At 52.3% G+C, this 21,391-nt stretch carries 18 protein-coding genes; 2 read left to right on the top strand and 16 right to left on the bottom strand.

Going from position 1 to position 21,391, the window contains the following annotated elements; genetic code table 11:
• Positions 1-550: 550 nt before the first annotated feature.
• From AC0YNS_RS24230 to AC0YNS_RS24215, 4 genes are all read right to left on the bottom strand, one after another.
• Positions 551-2,440, bottom strand: coding sequence for an ABC transporter ATP-binding protein (locus AC0YNS_RS24230; RefSeq protein ID WP_475783510.1), 1,890 nt, complete (start codon positions 2,438-2,440; stop codon positions 551-553).
• The gene (locus AC0YNS_RS24225) at positions 2,433-4,181 is read right to left on the bottom strand and encodes an ABC transporter ATP-binding protein (protein ID WP_475783509.1); all 1,749 of its coding nucleotides are present in this window, start codon (positions 4,179-4,181) and stop codon (positions 2,433-2,435) included. Before AC0YNS_RS24225 ends, AC0YNS_RS24230 begins: the two co-directional genes overlap by 8 nt.
• Before the next feature lie 201 nt (positions 4,182-4,382).
• Positions 4,383-5,258: a VOC family protein gene (locus AC0YNS_RS24220; RefSeq protein ID WP_475783508.1), complete on the bottom strand. Its 876-nt coding sequence runs from the start codon at positions 5,256-5,258 to the stop codon at positions 4,383-4,385.
• Positions 5,259-5,274: 16 nt separating this feature from the next.
• Complete coding sequence (locus AC0YNS_RS24215) at positions 5,275-6,102, bottom strand: sugar phosphate isomerase/epimerase family protein (protein ID WP_475783507.1); 828 nt, start codon at positions 6,100-6,102, stop codon at positions 5,275-5,277.
• A 300-nt stretch (positions 6,103-6,402) separates the two neighbouring features.
• On the opposite strand from AC0YNS_RS24215, the gene AC0YNS_RS24210 reads away from it, so the two are divergent.
• Both AC0YNS_RS24210 and AC0YNS_RS24205 read left to right on the top strand, forming a co-directional pair.
• The gene (locus tag AC0YNS_RS24210) at positions 6,403-7,581 is read left to right on the top strand and encodes a ParB/RepB/Spo0J family partition protein (RefSeq protein ID WP_475783506.1); all 1,179 of its coding nucleotides are present in this window, start codon (positions 6,403-6,405) and stop codon (positions 7,579-7,581) included.
• Between the two features lie 121 nt (positions 7,582-7,702).
• Positions 7,703-8,704: an NAD-dependent epimerase/dehydratase family protein gene (locus AC0YNS_RS24205; protein WP_475783505.1), complete on the top strand. Its 1,002-nt coding sequence runs from the start codon at positions 7,703-7,705 to the stop codon at positions 8,702-8,704.
• A gap of 51 nt (positions 8,705-8,755) precedes the next feature.
• Here the strand turns inward: AC0YNS_RS24205 and AC0YNS_RS24200 are convergent, their stop codons facing one another.
• The 12 genes from AC0YNS_RS24200 to AC0YNS_RS24145 form a co-directional block, all read right to left on the bottom strand.
• Complete coding sequence (locus AC0YNS_RS24200; protein ID WP_475783504.1) at positions 8,756-9,709, bottom strand: hypothetical protein; 954 nt, start codon at positions 9,707-9,709, stop codon at positions 8,756-8,758.
• Positions 9,710-9,791: 82 nt separating this feature from the next.
• Entirely contained in the window at positions 9,792-10,217 is a 426-nt protein-coding gene (arsC, locus tag AC0YNS_RS24195; RefSeq protein WP_475783503.1) for an arsenate reductase (thioredoxin), read from the bottom strand.
• Between the two features lie 15 nt (positions 10,218-10,232).
• The gene (locus AC0YNS_RS24190; RefSeq protein WP_475783502.1) at positions 10,233-11,528 is read right to left on the bottom strand and encodes an arsenic transporter; all 1,296 of its coding nucleotides are present in this window, start codon (positions 11,526-11,528) and stop codon (positions 10,233-10,235) included.
• A 56-nt stretch (positions 11,529-11,584) separates the two neighbouring features.
• The gene (locus AC0YNS_RS24185; RefSeq protein WP_475783637.1) at positions 11,585-11,899 is read right to left on the bottom strand and encodes an ArsR/SmtB family transcription factor; all 315 of its coding nucleotides are present in this window, start codon (positions 11,897-11,899) and stop codon (positions 11,585-11,587) included.
• 187 nt (positions 11,900-12,086) lie between these two features.
• The gene (locus tag AC0YNS_RS24180; RefSeq protein WP_475783501.1) at positions 12,087-13,178 is read right to left on the bottom strand and encodes a glycoside hydrolase family 99-like domain-containing protein; all 1,092 of its coding nucleotides are present in this window, start codon (positions 13,176-13,178) and stop codon (positions 12,087-12,089) included.
• 461 nt (positions 13,179-13,639) lie between these two features.
• On the bottom strand, positions 13,640-14,467 hold the full coding sequence (locus tag AC0YNS_RS24175) for a carbohydrate ABC transporter permease (protein ID WP_475783500.1): 828 nt from the start codon (positions 14,465-14,467) through the stop codon (positions 13,640-13,642).
• A gap of 1 nt (position 14,468) precedes the next feature.
• Positions 14,469-15,347 (bottom strand): carbohydrate ABC transporter permease, encoded by an 879-nt coding sequence (locus AC0YNS_RS24170; RefSeq protein WP_475783499.1) that lies wholly within the window; start codon positions 15,345-15,347, stop codon positions 14,469-14,471.
• Positions 15,348-15,453: 106 nt separating this feature from the next.
• Positions 15,454-16,872, bottom strand: coding sequence for an ABC transporter substrate-binding protein (locus tag AC0YNS_RS24165; RefSeq protein WP_475783498.1), 1,419 nt, complete (start codon positions 16,870-16,872; stop codon positions 15,454-15,456).
• Positions 16,873-16,982: 110 nt separating this feature from the next.
• Positions 16,983-18,551: a response regulator transcription factor gene (locus AC0YNS_RS24160; RefSeq protein WP_475783497.1), complete on the bottom strand. Its 1,569-nt coding sequence runs from the start codon at positions 18,549-18,551 to the stop codon at positions 16,983-16,985.
• Positions 18,552-18,555: 4 nt separating this feature from the next.
• Positions 18,556-20,286 (bottom strand): sensor histidine kinase, encoded by a 1,731-nt coding sequence (locus AC0YNS_RS24155; RefSeq protein WP_475783496.1) that lies wholly within the window; start codon positions 20,284-20,286, stop codon positions 18,556-18,558.
• Between the two features lie 214 nt (positions 20,287-20,500).
• The gene (locus tag AC0YNS_RS24150) at positions 20,501-21,094 is read right to left on the bottom strand and encodes an HAD-IA family hydrolase (protein ID WP_475783495.1); all 594 of its coding nucleotides are present in this window, start codon (positions 21,092-21,094) and stop codon (positions 20,501-20,503) included.
• Positions 21,095-21,113: 19 nt separating this feature from the next.
• On the bottom strand, positions 21,114-21,356 hold the full coding sequence (locus AC0YNS_RS24145; RefSeq protein ID WP_475783494.1) for a hypothetical protein: 243 nt from the start codon (positions 21,354-21,356) through the stop codon (positions 21,114-21,116).
• Between the last annotated feature and the right edge of the window lie 35 nt (positions 21,357-21,391).

Genomic DNA, 21,391 nt, shown 5'->3' with positions numbered 1-21,391 from the left:
GCAAAGGCAACATTATCATTGATTATCACGATAAAAGGCCCGGATTTATCTTGAATGTTGCATACAGCGCAACATTTTGCTGGTCTAGTGAGCCAGATTAGAAAAATGTTGTCTAATAGTCACTATTTTTGACGCGAGAGACCTAGTGTAGATTAGATCGACCGAGAGCAGATTACTTCGTGCGACCAAGAGTAGGTCAGTTTGAGAGACCGAGAACAAGTTACTTCGAGCAAACGAGAGTAGGTAATTCGAGCGACCGAGAGCAAGTTACTTCGAGCGAACGAAAGCAGGCAGCTTCAAGCGAACGAGAGCAAGTTACTTCGAGCGAACGAAAACAGGTAGCTTCGAGCGAACGAGAGCAAGTTACTTCGAGAGCAACCGAGAGCGGATAGTCCGCTTTGGACTAACAATCCCGGCACCGAGGCGAGTTTCACCACTCTATCCACAGATTTACTCACAAACCATCCACATTTGACCAAATTTCCGGGGATAACTTCCATAGTTATCCCCATTTATGCCCCGTTCACCCGCTCTATCCCCGCTATCCCCGCTACCCCACTCCGCAACTCTTCTTCACACCAACAGCTGTTGCAGTCGCTGCTCCAGCCGCTCCCGCGGCAAGCTGCTGTGCTTTCCGCCCTTGCGAATGCCGGTACAGCTCCTCATAATATCCGCCGCGCGCGAGCAGCTCCCTATGGTTGCCTTCCTCAACGATCTCGCCTTGTTTCATGACGAGGATCCGGTCCGCTCCCATAATGGTGGACAACCGATGCGCGATAACCAGCGTCGTCCGCCCTTGGGAGACGACCGTCAGCGCCTCTTGAATGAGCTGTTCGGAATGCGAATCCAAGTTAGCTGTCGCTTCATCGAGAATAAGGATCTTCGGCTTGAACACGATGATTCTCGCGAATGAAATCAACTGACGCTCGCCGGCAGACAGCCCGCTCCCCCGCTCAGACAAGCGTGTATCGTAGCCGTCCTTCATCCGTCCGATGAGCGTATCCACGCCTACCAGTCTGCACGCCTCCATGACTTGCTCTCTCGTAATCGTCTCGTCAAACAATCGGACGTTATCGATGATGCTGCCGGAGTAGAGGTAGGGCTCCTGCTGCACCAAGCCGATCAACCGATGAAGCGTCTCCTGCGGCAGATCGCGAACATCGGTGCCATCAATCGTGACGCGGCCTTCCTGCACATCGTAGAATCGGCAGAGCAGACTGATGAGTGAGCTTTTGCCTGCGCCGGTTGTCCCGACGATTCCGATCATTTCGCCAGGCTTCACATGCAGATCCAGATGATGAATAACCGGCAAGCCATCCTTGTAGCCGAATTTCACGCCGTCAAAATCAATCTTCCCTTTCACAGCCGCAGCATCCAAGCTTCGTACATTCTCGGCATCCCGCACTTCCGGCACCGTACCGAATATTCCCCAAATCCGGTTCAACGATACCGTTGCGGATTGAAGGGTATTCCACTGCTGCGAGATATTATTGATTGGCTGGAAGAATTGACGAATGTACGTAATAAACGCGAAGAGTACGCCAAACGGAAGACTTTCGCCCAGCACCGCATTGCCGCCAAGCCACGTGACGAATGCAACGGACAAGTTGCCCATAATTTCAAAAGAGCGGTTAAACAGCACGTTCGTCCGAATCTCCCGCAAATTGGAGCGGAAGTAGAGGCGATTCTTCTCATCGAACTGCTTCTGCTGTTCTCTCTCTTGATGGAACACTTGAATGATGCGCATGCCGGCCAAATTCTCTGCAACAAAAGCAACCATTCTCGACAAATTGGTTCTCGCCATCTGGTAGGTCGTGTGCATATAGGAACGGAATGCGAAAGCATTCAGTGCAATGATCGGCAGCAAAATAAGGCAGTAGAGCGTCATCCTCACATCAAGCTGAAACATTAACGCGATAATGAACACCAGTGTCAGGCCGTCACGCAGCACGCTTAGCAGCACTTGCGAGAAGAACTGATTGAGCGACTCCGTATCGCTCGACACATGCGTGATGAGACTGCCGCTTGGCACACGGTCGAAGTACGACATCGACTGCTTCGAGATATGGCGGAACAGCTTCTTGCGAATCGCAGCAACGATACCTTGGGCGGCCTTCTGAAGCAGATTATTTTGCAAGAACGTAAATACAAATCCTGCGACTGAAAGTAGAAGATAAAGGCCTGCAATGAGAAAAAGCGTATTCGGGCTGCGATCGCCCTTCATCAAATGATCATCGATCGCAATCTTAACCAGATAGGGCTGCAGCAAATCTGCGGCGATCGCAACGATAATACAGCCAAACACGGCCAGAAAGGTCAATCGATACGGCTTCGCATATGCGATAAGCCCCTTGTAAGCCTCCTTATTACTCTCTTTGCTGGGAGCAACCGGACTATCTAATCTCGCGTCCACCTGCCCGTTGTTGATGATTTTAGCCAACGCCGCTTCCCTCCTCCTGAATGGCATGGAGCATGGCATAGATGCCGCCCTGCGCAAGCAGTGATCCATGCGTTCCCCGCTGCACAATCCGGCCCTCGTCCAGCACGATGATTTCATCGGCATGTTTGAGCGCGCTGATCCGATGAGCGATAATAATCGTTGTTTTGTTCTGACGTTTCTTACGAATCGTATCAATAATAGCGGTCTCCGTAACGGCATCGACGGCGCTGACGCTGTCATCCAGAATGAGAATCGGCGCATCCATCATCATGCCGCGTGCAAGCGCAGTCCGCTGACGCTGACCGCCGGAGAGGGTAACGCCCCGCTCGCCTAGCTTCGTCTCGAAGCCATCGGGAAACGACATGATACTCTCGTGAATCTTGGCATGCCGCGCTGCTTTCTCCACTAGGGCAAGGTCTGCACCGCGTTTGTAGAACGAAATATTATCCCGAATCGTCGAGCTGAACAGGAACCCATCCTGCGGAACATAAGCAATTCCACCGCGCAAATTCTCAAGCTTCAAGCTGCGCAGATCCTTATCGCCGACTGTTACTGCCCCGAGTGGAGGATCGTAAACGCGAAGGAGCAGCTTGGTGAGGGTTGTTTTGCCCGAACCTGTCTTCCCTACGATGCCAATCGTCTTACCCGGTGCTACCTGAAGCGAAATATGCTTAAGCGCCTCTTCCGGCGAATCCGGATACGTGAAGGACAAGTCGTTGATCGACAGCGTCTCGCGCTCCCAATCGACCTCCACCGCAGAAGGCTCTTCTTTAATTTCCGGCTGCTTGTTCAGCAGATCATTCAATCGCTCGACAGACGCGCGAGAACGTTGAATCGTATTGATCACATTCCCGATCGCCTGCAGCGGGTTGACCATCATGCGAACATAGAGCGTAAGGGCAACGAAGTTACCGAGCGTAATCGTGCCGCCAAGTGCCAAATACCCGCCATAAGCCAGTGTAATGATGAGGGATAGTGCCCCGAGAAAAGGAATGAGTGCTTGAAAATAAGACGAGATGCGCACCAGCTTCAGCTGATTATCCCTGATCCGGTCAACGGATTTGCCGAATTTCTCGTTCATAATGTCTTCTACCGCAAATTTCTTCGTCACGCGAATGCCGCCGAACTGTTCTTCCGCAGATTCCGTCATCGCGCCAAGCGACTCCTGGACAGCAAGAGAGCGCTTACGAATGTTAGGTCCGACTCGCACGACTACCCATGGGATGAGCAGCAACGGCGAAATACAAACCAGAATCAGATAAATCGGAATATCGCTCAGAATCATCATGACGATAACGGATATAATGAGCATCACAGCGTTCGCCGTCTGATTGACGCCCATCGCAATTGACTCCCGTACAGTCGTTACATCATTCATGACATAACTGAGCAGTTTGCCGACGCCGTTCTTCGAATAGTACTGCTCGCCAAGCGTGGTGAAATGGCTAAACAATCGCCTGCGCGTATACCATTCAAATTTGCGGCCCACATACATAATATGAAACTGTCCGATACCGCCAAGTACGCCATAGGCAACGCCAATTAAGAGTAAGATCATGCTGGAATCCCAGACTGCGTCTTTGGTAAGCCCACCTTGCTGGAGTTGATCCGTGAAACTGCCGAGCACTTTCGGAAAATAAGCCTGAAATACATTCGCCGCAATGGAAAACGAAATGCCGGATGCGTAGATATACCAATTGTTGCGAATATACGTTACCAGCAACCCTCGCTGACTTGCCATGAAGCAGCTCCTCCCTCTTACCAGTAATTGCATATCTCCACACAAAATTGTTTACACAATGAAGCGGTGTACGTCTAGATAAATCAAGCAAATCAATGATAGTAGCGTCCATCCGAATTTGCAATTATCACACATTTTACTCAGCAAAAAAGCCTCTTCCAGGTCGATGGATAATAGAGGCTTTGCGTCATAACCATTCTATTAGCGCGGCGCTTGCGATCGGACGATAAGCCGAATCTCGATGCCGGACGGGTCGCGTACGATGACCGTTCCGCGGTCGGTTTGCAGAGGTACACTTGCAGCCTGCAAACGTGCGAAGAGCGCCATTTGCGCGGATTCGTTTGGAAGTATGATTTCATAATAATCGAGTCCCGGCGCGTTCTCCGGTGTTAACGCTGCGCCGATGCCTGCCCACACATTGAGTCCGATGTGGTGGTGATAACCGCCTGCTGAGATGAAGAGCGCAGAATCCGCCATTTGAGCGACAAGCGCGAAGCCGAGCACATCATGGTAGAAATGTTCCGTAGTCGGCAGTTCAGAGACATGAAGATGAATGTGTCCCACTGTCGTGCCTGCAGGCAGTCCGCTCCACGGTGCATCGCCGGCTTCCGCCAACAAGCCCTCCCAGTCGATCGGATCGAGGCCCATCACATACTGCCCCTTCTCATCGCGTTCCCACTCTTCGCGAGGGCGGTCTCGGTAGATTTCGATCCCGTTGTTGTCGGGATCTGCAATATATAACGCTTCGCTCACGAAGTGATCAGCCTGCCCAATGTGGATGCCGCTTGCAACGAGGTTGCGCAGCGCAAGGCCGAGTGACTTACGGTCCGGCACCAGCAAAGCATAGTGATACAGACCCGCTCCTGATCGGCGCGGACGCGGCACGGCATTCGGGATTTCTCGCAGATGCAGCAGAGGTGCAGAGCTGTCCTGTGCACCCAGCTCCGCTGTGCCTTCTCCTTGAGAGAGAACCTGCAGCCCTACAACTTCACGGTAGAACGCAAGCGAACGCTCCAAATGGCTAACTCGCAAATGGACCTTTCCGATTCGGGTTGCGGCATCAATGACAAAGGACATTTCAATCACCTCTTCTCTATAAATATTCCGCTACAATCTCTTTAATCCGATCAAGCCCTGCCCACATGTCGCCGGGACCATCATAAATAAGTACGATTGCGCCGTTAAACTCAGCCGCACGCACGGTTTCTAAGCATTTGAGAAATTCTTCTCGATCAGGGTATCCGTCGCCGTCATACTGCGCTTTGGCATGAACGGATACGCTGCGATGCAAGGTCATAGCAAACTCTGCATATTTGGTTGGAAACGCGAAATTGCCGAAGTCTGTAATGAAATCAGCCGCGTCGCCGATGCTCTCTAATAATTTCACGCTCGATGTGCCCGTTGAAGTGAGCGCCTTAAAGTTCTCGGATACAACACGCACACCTTTCTCAGAGGCATAACGACCAAGCTCGATAAGGCCATCAGCTGACTTGCGGATCGCTTCTTCCTGATCCGGCTGCGCTTCTCCGGCAATGATGCGAATCTGCTTCGCGCCTGCCAGCGATGCGATATCAATCCACTCCCGCATGAAACGAATGTCTGCTGCACGCTTCTCTTCGTCTTCGGAGGTGAGGTCGCCATAATCAAGCAGCAGCGTATCGAAGGACAATGCTGCAGCGCTGAATGCTTCCCGCAGCTGTGCTAAATAATCAGGGTCTGTTGATGGAAAATGAAAGTGACATACTTCTGCTGCTTGATACCCTCTTCTCGCCAGTTCGGCTGGGAGCTCCAGCAGGGTCAACGCTTGCGGCTGTTCCTGAACACTTTGCTCATGCTGCCCGGCCTTCGCATTCCACGTCGTAAACCGAAGCGGCCCCAGCAGCCGATGCAAACTCCACGTGCTAATCGATAAATAAGACAACTTGAATAACCTCCTCTTAGCTCCATTCAACAATAAACAAAGAATGTCTACATCGTATCACATCCCAGATCATTAACCAATTTAGGGAAATGGTGTAAAGCAGCACTATGGACGCAAAAAACAGGCTAAGAAGTTGTTTTCATCATAGCCATGAACATAGACAAACGATTTCCGTTTCATGCTAAGCGATTCGCGGAATTCCCAACTGGATTTCTCACGAATCCGCGTGAACTCTTTTTCACAGAATGGTTCCTGGTATATAATACGGGGGACTCTTACTGTGAAGATAGGAGAAATTATATGGATATCATTCAAATTGCGACTCATCTAATCGATGAGGATACCGACCAGCCGCGCTATCAGTTCGATGAAGAAGCGCTTCAGGAGCTAATGAAGAGCATCGAGGAGATCGGCCTGCTCTCCCCGATTAAAGTGCGTACCACCCCAGGCGGACGTTACAAAATCATCTATGGCAACAGACGCTACAAAGCCAGCAAGATGCTCGGCAAGGAAACCATCCCCTGCATCGTTTCGAATGTGACCGATGAAATGGAAATTTATTTGGAGCAAATCGCGGAGAATTTGACGCGGGAGGGCTTCTCGCCGATCGAGGAAGCCGAAGCGTTCCATAAGCTGATGAACGAGTCCAAATTCAACAGCTCGATCAAGTACCTCGCCGGCAAACTCGGCAAACCCGAGAGCTATATCAAGAACAAATGCGAGCTGCTGAAGTTCGGCAACTCCGTGCGGAAGCTGATTGTCAGCGGCACGGAAATTCGGGAGGGCAAGCTGACCGAAGACCAGTTGCTGCCGATCAAGGATCTTCCGATTGAGCATCGCGATCCGCTTGCACTCATTATCGCCCGTGACGCGCTGCCTGTCAGCGATGTGAAGAAGATCGCTAAACTGTTCAAGGACAAAGAAATTTCGTCCGGCACGAAGGACAAGCTGCTCTACAAGAACGGACATGAGCTGCTGCAGACGTGGTCCACTGTGCAGCAGAACAAGGCGGAGCGCGAACGCGCAGCTGAGCTTGCGGCGGAGAAGGCCGAGCTCGCCGCCGAGGCGAAAGCCGAGCGAGCACGGCGCGCGGCGGAGGCTGCGGCCGAAGCGGAAGCGCTGGCCGCTGCGGCGGTGACGCTAGCCGCGAGCGGGGCGATGCCGACGGCAGCTCTGCTCGGCGGCGGCGATTTGTTCGCTGCGGCGGCGGCCGAAGCTGCCACGGCAGCGGGCGGCACGGCAGCGGGCGGCACGGCAGCGGGCGGCACGGCTGCAGCAATAGCAGCGGCTCGCGAAGAAGCGCGGCTTCTTCTATCCGCGCTGCCATTGCCGAGCGGCTTGGCGGATGAGGCCGCCTCCGGCGAGGAGCTGCAAGCTTTGATCGCGGACATCGACGGAGTTATGGCCGCTCTGGCTCAGCGCGCAGCAGCCTGGCAGTCGCTTCGCGAGCTTGCGGTCGCCGCTGTTCGGGGACGGTAGCGCTGTCATTTCAGTAATCTTTGGCCAGATTAGGATTGCCATTCGAGCAGCCTCCTGTGGTACTATTAGCAGGAGGTTTTGCTTCACAGGATTAAAGACGAGAGAGTGAGGATGTTTCCACATGAGAGTTGTTATCCTAGGCGGTACCGGCAATATCAGTACAAGCATTGTTCGTCTTCTGGTCGCGCAAGGCCACGAAGTAACTTGTTATAACCGCGGCCAAAGCAGCGTCGACCTGCCTGCCGGCGTACGCGTCATCAACGGAGATCGTCAAGAGCGCGAGAAATTCGAGCAAACGATGCAGCAGGAGAAGTTCGATGCCGCAATCGATATGATCAGCTTTAATCGTGAAGACGCGGAGAGCAGCATTCGTGCCTTCCGCGGCGTGCAGCAATTTGTTCAATGCTCGACGGTATGTACGTATGGCGTGGAGTATGAGTGGATGCCTGTTACCGAGGATCACCAGCTGCGTCCGATCAGCGGCTACGGCCAAGGTAAAGTGGATGCCGATACGGCGCTGATGGAAGCTTACTACCGCGAAGGTTTCCCGGTTACGATTCTGAAGCCGTCGACTACTTATGGTCCGCAAAGCGGCGTTCTTCGCCAAGTGGCATGGGACTTCTCTTGGATTGATCGTATTCTCAAAGGCAAACCGATTCTCATTTGCGGCGACGGCAAAGCACCTCACTCCTTCCTGCATGTCGACGATGCTGCCAAAGCATTCGCAGGCGTACTCGGCAAGAAGCACTGTCTGGGCCAAACGTATAACGTGGTACCGCGCGGCTTTACGACTTGGGAGCAGCAGCATAAGCTTGCTATGAAGGTCCTTGGCAAGGAAGTTGAGCTGGTAGGCGTACCGCTGCAAACACTCAAATCCTTCGATGCCGGCCGTTTCGGCATTTGCGAAGAGATTTTCATGCACAACGATTACTACAGCTGCGAGAAGCTGATGCGCGATGTGCCTGAGTTTATTCCGACCGTTTCCCTTGAAGAAGGGATGCGCCAAGTGTTCGAAGTGATGAAGCAAGAGAATCGCATTCCGAACTCCGACAACGAGACTTGGGAAGATGAAATCATTGCAGCGTACCGCGGCGCTTTTGCACCGCTTGCCGCTAAAGCATAATGGAATTGAAAGACCCTGAGGCACTATGTGCTCAGGGTCTTTTTGCGTTGTTTATGGAAGCAGCAGTCGGTCGAGTCCGATGGCGCTGATTAGCATGCGTTCTTTCTTGCTGCCCATTAGCTGCTGCGTCCAATCGACGAAACCGCCGTCGCCAATGTAATGCACTTTATCGTCTATCGTTGTTTTAATCGTAAATTGAAGCCCTTTGTAGTAGGCATTGTCCGATGGCTCCCTATTAACAGTGACTGTCAGCTCCGGCGCTTGCTCTCGGATATGTTGAATGAGGCGGCTGTTCAGCCCTTCCGAATCCGTATAGCCCGGGCGAGCGTTCATGATAATTTCGATCTCCGCTCCTCCGAATTGTGCTCGGAACATCTCGCGGTAAACGGCAATATGCTCCCAGACAGCCTGTTTCTCGAAGGAGTATGAGCCGTTGTCCTTCCCCGACGTTACCATGGCATAGAGGCCAAAATGCGGCAGAAACCCCGGGACATTCGGGAATTTCTGTGCCCGGACATGGCGATGGGTCGTGCAATAACGCAGCATCTCCTGTGCGTTGCTCAGGTCCCCGGACTTGAGGCCGTCCGCGATATGGAGCGCGAGCAGGTTGGTCACATCCGCGACGACCTCAGTGCCTCTGAGGGCGGAGATGATTTTGTTCTGATCGGCCGGCGCCACGATGGAACAGGATCCTAGCGGCGCAACGGGCGACAGCTGTACCGGCGCGTAAGCATGCTGCTGCGCAATCCGCAGCAGATCGAGCTCCAGCTGCTTCAGCGCAAGCGGATCGACGACCGCCGGCTTCACGAAGCGGTTCTCCTTGTAGCTTCGCAGCAGCTCGCTCGGTTGCCGCTTGGCGGTGCGCTGCCTGAACACTTCCAGCAGCAGCGTGCTCAGGTCCGAGCCGGACATACGCTCGGACAACATTTCCACAAGCTCCTCATGCCCCAGTTCGCGGAGAATTCGCTTGAGCTCGCCTCGATCGGATTTATTTTGCGTAGACATGGTCCTGCCCCCCCCCCATCACAAATGTTAAAAAAGAGTATACTCCACCGTGGGGACGAATGGAACTCCGATTTCATATCGACTACTTGCCATCTCTCACAAATTGCTCCATTCGCTCTCTTATCGAACCGCGTACTTCTCTGAATTTCTCCATGACTTCCTCGTCCGTACCTGTCGCTTTCGCCGGATCTTCGAAACCCCAATGCCATCTTTCAGCTTTATCATTGTGCACAACCGGGCAGTTATCGTTAGCGTGGTCGCAAAGGGTAATGATGTAATCCGCAGCAGCTAAGATGTCGGGATCAATGACATCCGAAGTGTGATGCGAAATATCGATTCCCGCTTCCTTCATGATTTGAACGGCACGCGGGTTCAAGCCATGCACCTCAAGGCCTGCGCTTTTCACCTCGTATTTATCGCCGCCAAGCGCCTCTAAATAGCCGTGTGCTATTTGGCTTCTGCATGAGTTCCCTGTACACAAGAAATATACGAGCGGTTTGTTATTCATCGTTTATAGTCTCCCTTATCCTGTTAGTAAACGAAGCCAGAGATACAATCCTGTCAGCGTGATGAAGAGCGTTGGAACCGTAAGCACGATGCCTGTTTTAAAATAGTTGCCCCATGTGATCTTAATACCCTTGCGCGATAGCACGTGCAGCCACAACAAGGTCGCGAGTGATCCGATCGGTGTGATCTTCGGACCCAGATCACTGCCGATGACATTGGCATACACCAGAGACTCGCGGATTACGCCTTGCGTGGCGGTTCCATCTATGGCAAGCGCGTTAATCATCACGGTCGGCATGTTGTTCATCATGGACGACAATATCGCTGCAAGGAAACCCATGCCGATTGTGGAGATATATAATCCTTTTGCCGCGATCGCTTGAATGACACTGCCGAGCTCATCAATTAGTCCAACGTTGCGAAGCCCGTAGACGACAACATACATCCCAATGGAGAAAATCACGACCGTCCACGGAGCACCTTTGACAAGCTGCCATGTAGGGATGACTGGACTGCGGCGTGCGGCAAGCATAAACAAAACAGCGACGACTCCCGCAATGACCGAAACCGGAACGTGGATGAACGGACTTACGAAGTATGCAATCAGTAACCCTGCTAAGATAACCCACGAAAGTTTAAATAGATTCCTGTCTTTGATCGCATCGGCTGGTTGTCTGAGCTGCTTTACATCGTAGCTGCCGGGGATGCTCTTGCGGAAGAACAGAATCAATACCGCCAAGCTCGCCAGCAGTGCGAACAAATTCGGAATGATCATTCGGCCGGCGTACTCTACGAAGCCGATGCCAAAATAATCGGCAGATACAATATTAACAAGGTTACTCACCACAAGCGGAAGCGAGGTCGTATCCGCGATAAATCCACTCGCCATGATGAACGGCAAGATCATCTTCTGATCGAAGTTGAGCGCTCGCACCATGGCAAGAACAATCGGCGTCAGAATGAGCGCGGCGCCGTCATTAGCAAAGAATGCCGCTACGGCTGCACCAAGGAGAACGACGTAGACAAACATTAGCTTGCCATTGCCTTTAGCCAGACGCGCCATATGAAGCGCTGCCCACTCAAAGAAGCCAAGCTCGTCGAGAATAAGTGAAATCAAGATGATCGCGACAAAAGCAAGCGTGGCATTCCACACGATGCTCGTGACGTTAATGACGTCGGCCCAATCGACCACGCCGCAAATCAGCGCAAGAATCGCACCGCCGCTTGCTGACCAACCTATGTTTAGTCCCCTAGGCTGCCAGATGACAAACGTAAGCGTGATAAGAAAGATAAGGATTGCAATGACGAGCATGATTTCCTCCGAGCTTCGTTAAATCAATTATTTTTGATTAATTGTCCGTAAAAAATTTAACAACAGTCTGAATTCTGATCTTTGGGTCTGAAAATGCAGCACAGCTGCTCGGAAAGAAGGGCTCCGATTTCAGTCGGATTAAGCTCGTAATAGCTCCATGTGCCTTTTGTTTCTTTTGTAATTAAGTTAGCATCCAACAAGATCTTAAGGTGATAAGAAAGCTTGGATTGCGGCATATCAACGATTTCGGTCAAATCACACACACATGTATTGCCGCGCTGACAGAGTTCGAATAAGATTTGCAGCCGCTTCTGATCGGCCAGCGCTTTAAATTTCCGCTCGTAGTCGCTAAACGAAATGGACGGTAAAATGAACTGATTTACAGGTAACTCTTTCTTCAATGGAATCACCTTCTTGTTGGAATAAGGGACAGGCCAATAGATCAACTTTTTTTGATTAATAGTCTTTGAACTAAAATAACACGTTTTTACTTGGCGGTCAAATTATGAAGCTCAAATGATAAAACCTCCGATGGAAACCATCAGAGGTTTGTAAGCGTTATGTGCCAAACACGTTGTGAATCGCTTCTAAGTATTTCATGCCATGAATCGTATCCGGCTCCAGGTAGCCGCCCTCCGTCCACTCGTTCCATGCATAGATGGTGAACATGCGCGTGGCAAGGTTGGACTGATCGAGATAGTCTTTCACTTCTTGCAGATTCGCCTCGAAGGCATCTGGGGTATTGCCGGTCAGGATCGGCGTATACGGATATTCCCCGCGCACGAGCGGAATATCTTGCCTGCAGCGCGGCGAGGGATCCCAGCCCATCGTCGAATTGGGGTAGTATGGAACCTCGAATGCATCGCGGAACTCCGGCCATTTGGCGACAGCTTCTGCCGCGCAATCTGCGTAGGGAGAACCCGGGAACGAGGCCGGCTCCACATGGTGAATCCAAACGTAGGAAGTAACACTATCAATGTTTAGCGTTCGAATCAGCTCATTCGTGTCGGGTCCGATGATTTCGCGATTGAGCTCGTTCAGCCCCCACTCCACCAGATTGAGATGGAGCTCGCCGCAGCCGGCTTCACGCGTCTTCTCCCGGAAGGACTGCAGGGCATCTCTTGTTTCCGCGATGCCGCCGAGCCCTTTGATCAGGGTATGGCACTCGTAGATGGAGAAATAGAGTTTACCTTCGATCTTCAGAAAATTAGGCTCGTTAAAATATCGGATAATTAAATAATCCGTCATCGCATCGAATCGCTCACGCGTTACCTCATTGTGATTCGCCCACATGATGCCAAAACGCAGCCGGTCGCGATTAGGCGCCTGCAGGAATCCATCCTCCAGCGCACGATGCAGGAACGGCCCTTCGCCGCCGCCCATATCCCAGTACCAGTCATAGATAAACGAAGTGATGCCATGATCCGCGGCTGCATCAATCTGCTTCTCCGACACGGCAGGGTCGGACTCGTCAAGCTCGCCCCAGAGCGGCACCTTCGGCTGCTCATGCCCCTCGAAAACCGGCTTCGCCACCCGAAGCGACGGCCACTCCGTCCAACCTTCGCCCTTGGCCGCCTCATTCTTCGGATCCGGATGCCACTGTGGAAAATAGTACACCGCTACTTCGTACGCTTGGTTATGCTCTGCCATAACTAATCATCGCCTCCTGCGAATATACTAGACGCTCTCGCTAATGTAGACCTCCTGGTACGCTTCTTATTCCGAATTGAGCTCATTCTCGCTAATGTAGACCTCCTGGTATGCTTCTTGCTCATTGCTTGCCAATGAGCGGTAACCGGTACCTCTCTTGATCTCTTTTCGTCGCTTTCCCACCAGTGAGAGGTAACTGGTACCTCTCTCGCTCTTGATCTCTTTTCGTCGCTTTCCCACCAATGAGCGGTAACTGGTACCTCTCTCTTGATCTCTTTTCTGCGACTTTTCCTCCGATGTGTTACTCCTAGAACCACTTTCACCGAATCTGCTACTTTCCCTTCGATGTGTCGCCCCTAGAACCACTTTTTCGCCGAATCTGCTACTTTTCCACCCATGTGTGGCTCCCTGAGCTACTCTTTCACGCGGTTAGCGCAGCTGCATCCACCGCAGAGCCGCCCCTACCCCTTCACCGCTCCCGCGGTTAAGCCGCGGAGCATGTACTTCTGCGTAAACGCGAACAGCACGACGAGCGGCAGCACGGCCAGCACGCTGACGGCGAACACGGGGCCGTAGTTGACGGATTGTTTGTTGAACATGAATTGGACGATTTGCGGCATGAGAGTCATTTTCTCCGGCTGGTTAAGGAAGATGAGCGGGGTCAGAAAATCATTCCATACCCCGTACACATTCGTCACGATAAACGTACCGGTTGCCGGCAGCAGCAGCGGGAAAATAATCCGCCAGTACAGCCGCAACGGTCCGCAGCCGTCCAGACTCGCCGACTCCTCCAGCTCCCGCGGAATCGACTTCGTGAACGCTGCATACAGAAACGACGCGAACGGGATGAATCCCGCCGTATAGATCAGCACGAGCAGTGTCCGCGTATTCATCAGATGAATATCGACCGCCATCGTAAAGAGCGGAATGAGCGAGCCTACCGCCGGAATAACCATGCCGGAAAGGAAGAATATATAGGCGAAGCGAAACAGCTTCTCCTGCCTGCGCGAGAGCACATAACCCGCCATCGAGGCTACCAGAATGGTGAGCCCAAGCGCTCCTGCTGTAATCAGCAACGTATTGGACAACCCGCGGAAGAACGCCATATCGGTGAAAGCCGATTTGTAATAGTCCAGATAGAAGCTGTGCGGCAGCTCGTAAGGTTTGAAGAAATAACGCGGCTCCTTGAAGCTCATCTCCACCAGGAAGAAAACCGGGAACAAGAAGCATAGTGCCGCTGCAAACAGCAGCACCTCAAGCACAATCGAGGGTCTCCGATTCAGTCCCATGCTATAGCTCAACCTCCCTGCGCCGCGTGATGCTGAGCTGAATAATGGTCACGATGATAATGAAGACCGCCAGCACGATACCCGCAGCTGTCGCATACCCATAGGTCTGGTTCTTGAAGGCCGCATTATAGACGGCGAGAAACAGCGTGTACGAGGACGAACCCGGCCCGCCATTCGTCAGCAAGAAAGGCAGATCGAACAGTCGAAGCGCACCTACAATGGTCAAAAACAGCACGATCGTCACGGACGGCATCAGCATCGGCAAGGTCACCATGCGAAACAGGGCAAACCCCTTCGCGCCTTCGATATCCGCAGCCTCGTAAATATCGGTCGGAATCGCCTGAAGTCCAGCGAGATAAATCAAAGCACAATACCCAATTGCCTGCCACTGCGTCAGCAAAATAATCGTCGGGAACGACGTGTACACCGTGCCCAGCCAATCCTGCACATTAACCTCGCCGATGATAGGCTGCAGAATGCCGTTGATAAAGCCGTCATACTTCAGCAGCTCGCCCCATACAACCGAGGTTACGACGAGACTGATGATGACCGGCAAATAGAAAGAGGTACGCAGAAAGCCGCGCGTCCGAAATTTTCGATTGAGCAATAGTGCCAGCAGAAGGGCCAGCGGGTTCTGTACGACGAGGCCAAACAGCACCATTTTGAGCGTATTCTTCATGCCATCAAGCATTTGCACATCCTGAAACAAATACTTGTAGTTGTCGAGTCCGATATAACGCGGCGCCTTAATCCCGTTCCACTCGGTAAAGGAATAGTAGATGCTCTGCAGGAACGGATAGTAGAAGAACATGCCGAAGATAGCAAGCGCCGGCACGAGGAACAAACAGGCGATCCAGTATTGCTTGCGATTCAAACTCATTTGACTTCACCTACTCAGGTTGGACTTTGTAAAACACGTTCAGCCTTGCGGCTGAACGTGTTCATCATACTGTGGATGCTAATGCCTACTTAGGAGTACTTACTGCTTATTCTGCCGGCGGTGATACCGTCGCTTTGTCTTTCTCGAAGCTGCTTTGCGCGGCTTTCAGATCATCCGGGTTGAATTTGATACCGGATACGACCTTCGTGAGCAAATCAAGCATGTTTGTTGTCGCGCTTGCCGGAATGTAGCTAGTAATGTTGGATGTCACAACCGTGCTGTTGGCAACCGCTTCTTGAACGGCATCCATAGCCGGGTCATCGTATTTCACCGTTACATCAGTGAAGGAAGTCAGTGCGCCGTCACCTTTCATGAACGGGCTGATAATGTCTTGCGTCGTCATGAGGTTGATCAAGTCTTTGGATTCCTGCATCAGCTCGGTCTTCGCATTAATACCGAGCGCTTCGTTGCTGCCGAGGCCCATTGCCACTTTACCTTCATCGTTAGCAAGCGGGAAATAGCCGATATCGAACGGTTCGAAGCCGCCTTTGGAGATGTTATCCGCATTGGCGCCAGGCATCCACGGACCTTGAACGATCATGGCCGCTTCGCCTGAAGCGAACATTTGCCCAGATTGCGGCCAGTCGATGCTAATCGCGTTTTTGTTGAAGTAGCCTTTGGATTTCATCGTTTCAAAGTTGGTGTAGACCTTCTGAATGAGCGGATCTTCGTTGAGCTTCACTTCGCCGTCGTAAATTTTCTTGCCAAGCGTAGGATCGGCCAGCTGGTAAGAGCTCATCCAGTTCGTGAAGAAGAGCTGTGCCGTCCATTGATCCTTGAAGCCGAGCGTGATCGGCGTTTTGCCGGCGCCTTTGATTTTCTCGGCTGCGTCGAACAGCTCTTGCGTTGATTTTGGAGGATTGATGCTAAGGTCGGAGAAAATCTTCTTGTTATACCAAACGCCGCCGCCGATGGATAGACCCATTGGTACGCCGAATGTTTTGCCGTCTGCGTGGGTTTGGAAATCCTTCTGACCGCCGTCGTTCAGACGCGGAACCCATGGCTCTGCGGAGAGGTCAAGCAGGTTGCCGGATTTTGCAAAATCTACCCCTTGGTAGAACACGACATCCGGTGCGGAGCCCGATGCGAATTGTGCTTTCAGCTTGTCGAAGTAAGTAGCGCCGAGCACGACATCCCATTGAATCTTCGCTTTCGGATACAGCTTCGCGTAGCCCTCTTCAACAGCTTGCTTAAAAGCCACCATATGCGGGCGATCATCGAGGAACCAGGCGCCAACGCGGATCGTGAACTCCTTGTCATTGGCAGCCGGTGCAGCTGCATCGTCGGCAGCCGCTTCGTTCGTGCTGGTATCATTGGTGGCTGCTGTATTTGTGCTCGTATCCGTCGTTGTGCTGCTGTTGTTCTTCGCTGTATTACCTTCGTTGTTGTTTGAATTTCCGCAAGCTGACATGACCGTTGTCAGAAGCAGTACACCCGCCAGCGCTGATAGTCCTTTGAGCTTCATTGCACCAACACCCTCTTTTCGTCTACTGTGATCTCACAAGTTAAGTGTAGCGCTTACATGATGCCCAGAGGATAGCTGCATTTTACCGTTTCTATGCTGGATTTGCTTTCTTATTCCTCCACGAGACCTTGTCCGCCCCTAACATGCGCGCGATAGGCACTCGGAGAGAGACCGACTTTCTTCTTGAACATGAAGCTAAAATGGGCCGTATCCTTAAAACCTACCGCATAGGCAACCTCATAGGTTTTGAGATCCTCGCGCAGCAGCTTCGTCTTGGCCGCCTCGATCCGGTAATCCCACAGCATATCGGTAAAATTGTGTCCGGTCTCCTTCTTGATCAGCCGGCTCAGGTAAGAATAATTGACATTCAGCTTATTGGCCACTGCCTGCAGCGTCAGCTCCTCCGCGAACCGTTCACGAATAATTTGCTTCACATCCGAGATCACCTTCAGCGGGGAATCCTGCAGCTCCTGCTGCATGAAGACTTGATAGGCAATGAGCTGACGCTCCAGCTCCTTCATAATGTCAGTCAGCAGCACGGCTTTAATCAGCTTCTCGCGGATGTCGACAGACATGCCGTGGGAAGGACGAATGCCGAGATCCGCCAGCGCCGCTTCTGCTTTCTCTATCAGATGAAGCGCATAATGCTGCATGTCCTTCTTGCTTGCGCCGACAGAGAGCATGCTGCGGTAAGAGTCCTTCAAGAGTGCACGGATTCCCTCGGGATCGTTGCTGCGCAGTGCATCCGCAATCCGACTGAGCGATGCGTCGGTTTCCTTCTCTTTCTCCGTCAGGAATGACTCCATCGCATCGTAAGCAATGACGGAGTTTTTGCCGAGCAGCATGCGGTATTCCATGCATTTCTTCACTTGGCGCAGCGCCTCCGGGAGCCGGCAGAAGGTGACGAAGGTCTGGCTGATGCCAACCGACAATGACATCGCGCGAGATCCGCTTATCGATGTGATCTCCTTGGCGAAGGCCATTAACGGCTCGCGGCCGGCGCTCAAGCCGGATTGCTGCCTTAGCGGCACGAACAGGTAAATCCCGCTCGCGGATGAAGCAGTCCAGCCCTGCAGGCCGATGCCCCCGGCGGCTGTCTCGATTTGCCCGCGCAGATGTGCCGCCGCAAACGGGAAATGCTCGTTATCCGAGTCGCGCGGCGCATCAAGCTCGGCATACAGCAGAATGAACTCGCCATCCTGCAGACCGCTTAGTTGCAGCCACTGCTGCTTATATGCCTCTGATTGCTGCTCGTCTGCCAGCAGCTCAAAGAACTGATCATGCTCACGCCAGCCGGCCAGCATCGGCTCATGCTCACGCAGCGATCCGACCGTGCGGATCAGTTCCTCCGGCAGGAAGGGTTTCGTCATGAAATCCGATACGCCCAGCTTTACCGCTTGCCTCGCATAGTCGAACTCATGATAGGCTGTGAGAAAAATAATCGGCATGTCGGCATACCTCCTGCGCACATGCTCCGCAAACGTAATGCCGTCCATAACAGGCATCCGAATATCCGTAATAATGACATCCGGAAGCGTCGTGCACGCGCTCAGCATGCCAAGCGCTTCTTCCCCATTAGCCGCCGTCCAAGCCACTTCGCAGCCAATCGAGGACCAGCCTTCCATCCCCGCCAGAAATTCGCGAATCTCGCGTTCATCATCCACGATCATAATCCGCATGTGCTCAGCCCTCCTCGTTATCCTGCAAAATCTGTATGGGCATTAGCACCCTCGCCATTGTTGTTCCTTCAAGGTGGAGCAAGGTGATTCCGTAGGTGTTCCCGTAATGAAGCCGCAGCCTGGCATTCACATTATCCAGGCCGGTCCCAAGCCCCTTCGGATGTTTCAGCAAGGAATCACTGCTGCCGGCGGCGGTCTCCAGCAGTACTACGCTACCAAGCGAGCTGTTCTCAATCTCGATGACCAGCTCATATTGCTCTTCCTTCACGGTAATGGAAATCGAGCCTCCTTCGGGCAGCCGGTCGATACCGTGAACGACGGCATTCTCTACCAGTGGCTGGAGAAGAAGCTTAGGGACGGCGATTTTGCGATACATATCAGGCAGGTCGATCGTGTAAGACAGGCGTTCTCCATAGCGGTAACGGTGGATTTCGAGATATTTGCGCACAAACTCCATCTCGGTACCCAGCTCGACAAACTGATTGCCGGGCGTAATCGAGAATCGGAAAATACCGGATAAATGCTGTACCATCTGCGGGATATGCTTGGCTTTCTCCTGTGAGTGGGACATGATGCTGATGTATTCCATCGTGTTGTAGAGGAAATGAGGATTAATGTACATGCGAATGGCCTTCAGTTCAGCTTCGCGAACCAGTAGCTCATTCTTATAGTTGGTCTCAATCAGATGGCTTGTCCGCTGCACCAAGCTGTTAAAGCCATTACAGAGCATCGCGATTTCGTCCGTCGTGGTGATGCCGCTGATGAGCTGATATTCCTCCCGCTCCGCCGCGCGCATTAACCGCGTTAAACGCTGGATGGGGATTGTAATTCTACGCAGGATGACATAGGTCACAATCGTAATCGCGAGCCATGCCGCAACTGTTACGCCAATGGAGAACAGAGCCTGCTTCTGCACAAGCCCGCCGGTTCCGGGGTTCGCAAGCAGGACATATTGAAATTCGGAGTAACGCGACTTCTGCTGAATAACCAGCTCGCTCTGCAGCTTGCGGCTGTCGAGCAAATGTCCGATTTGATTTTGCAGGGAGGCGGTCATGATCTGATTATCTGCATTCGTAATATAAAAGGTTCCGGGGGCGTAATCCACGAACAGCGAACGCACCTTGGCGGCATCGAGCGTAATGATCAGACGGCCGATCTCGGAATCGGCTGAGGGGCGCTGGCCTTCATCGAAGATTTTGACCACGCAGGCCATGCGTTTATCGTCATTAAAGAATGCCCATTCCGGCATTCGGTCAAATTCGAACGGCATTTCCCAGAACGCTTCCGCGTAGAGCAGCCGCTTCTTCGCATCGGTGCTGTACAGCACCTTATTGTTGATGCCAAGCACATACAAGTCGCCGACAAAATCGCCGATCTTAAGCTTCGCTGTAGCCAGCTCGGATTGCAGCAGCTCCGAGACGGATGCGTTTAAACTCGCGTTGACTTGGCCTTTCTTGACGTTACGGAACATGGCTTGGAGGAGTACATTTTCGCTGATGGGCAGCATTTGGCTCTTAACGGCATAAAGCACTTCGTCAAACTTCTCGGCGGAGCCGGACAGTCCTTGCTGCGCTTCTTCGGTAGCTTTCTTCTCGATGAGATGACTGGAGCGAATGTAGAAGGTGGAGCTGACAATAATTAACGGAATTAAGGTGAGCAGCGAATAGATGATGAGCATCTTGTAAAACAACCTGGAGCGAATGGGATCTAGCAGATGCGAGGTCAGCCATTTCATAGAGGAGTCTCCTATTCGGTTAGTAAGCTGCTAGTGGGGTTTGCCTCTATTATGCTATAAACGATAGGATATTCAAGAGGTAAGGTGTCTGTCCCCTATAGAATGTTGCTTTACAGGCAGCATCTCTGGATAATCTGGGAGAATCTATTAGGAAAAGCTGCCAATAAAAAAGCCGAGAGCACGAAATTCGTCTCTCAGCTTCATACTGAACCTATTAAACGACAGCTCGCAATCTCGCTTCAACCTGCTCCACCCAAATGCCATCTCGATCCGCCAATAGTGTCTCCCACTCCAGCTCCCTTGCAGCCTTTAAGTTTCGCTCCGCATCGTCAACGAACAAGATATTGGTCGCCGCTTGCTGTATGCGAGAGCTCACCATCCGATAAATAGAGAGATCCGGCTTGCAGCATCCGGCCTCACTCGATATGGTCACACTCGCTATATGGCTGTGAATGGGCTCAAGCAACGGGGTAATCCACTCATGACGATGGTTACTCAGTAGATGAATATCTGCGTATTCACTCCACGCCGGAATGCGATGGAAGGCAGGAAGCTGCTTCAGATGGTTGGCCATTCCTGCTCGTGCAAGCTCCACATCGAGCCCCGCATCTTGCTGATACAGCCACTGCCAGAAGGCATTCTCATCGACCCGCCCTGTCCATAAGTCTTCACGAATGTCTCGTTTGAATGCGGTTCGCAGTGTGTCGAAGGAGACAGTTGCACGATCCGCCACCTCTTCCCAGAATTCCGGCGTGAAATTCGTAAGCAATACGCCTCCAACGTCCAGCACCAATTGAGGTCTGCTCATGACGTACAAACACCTCCTCTTATTTTCTTGAAGGAAATCCGAACGCCAGCAGCACAAACCCGATAAACAAGAAGAACCAAACGAAGAAATTGCCGAAAAACATAGCGAAGCCCCCGAGATGATTCGCATACAAATCCATATTTGCGCTGTTAGAGGTCGCCACTGCGTACGCAATCATCTTCACGCAGCGTTCAAGGGTATAGATAGCGGCACCTGTGATCATAAAGATCGCGCCGAGTTTCATGTAGGTTTTATTTTCCATTATGCACCTTCCTTAAACAGGGTTGAAAGTCTTCG

This window comes from Paenibacillus sp. J22FR21, from assembly GCF_056269135.1.
The sequence above is the reverse complement of the archived record's forward strand: the minus strand, read 5'-3'. Positions and strand labels throughout refer to the sequence as shown.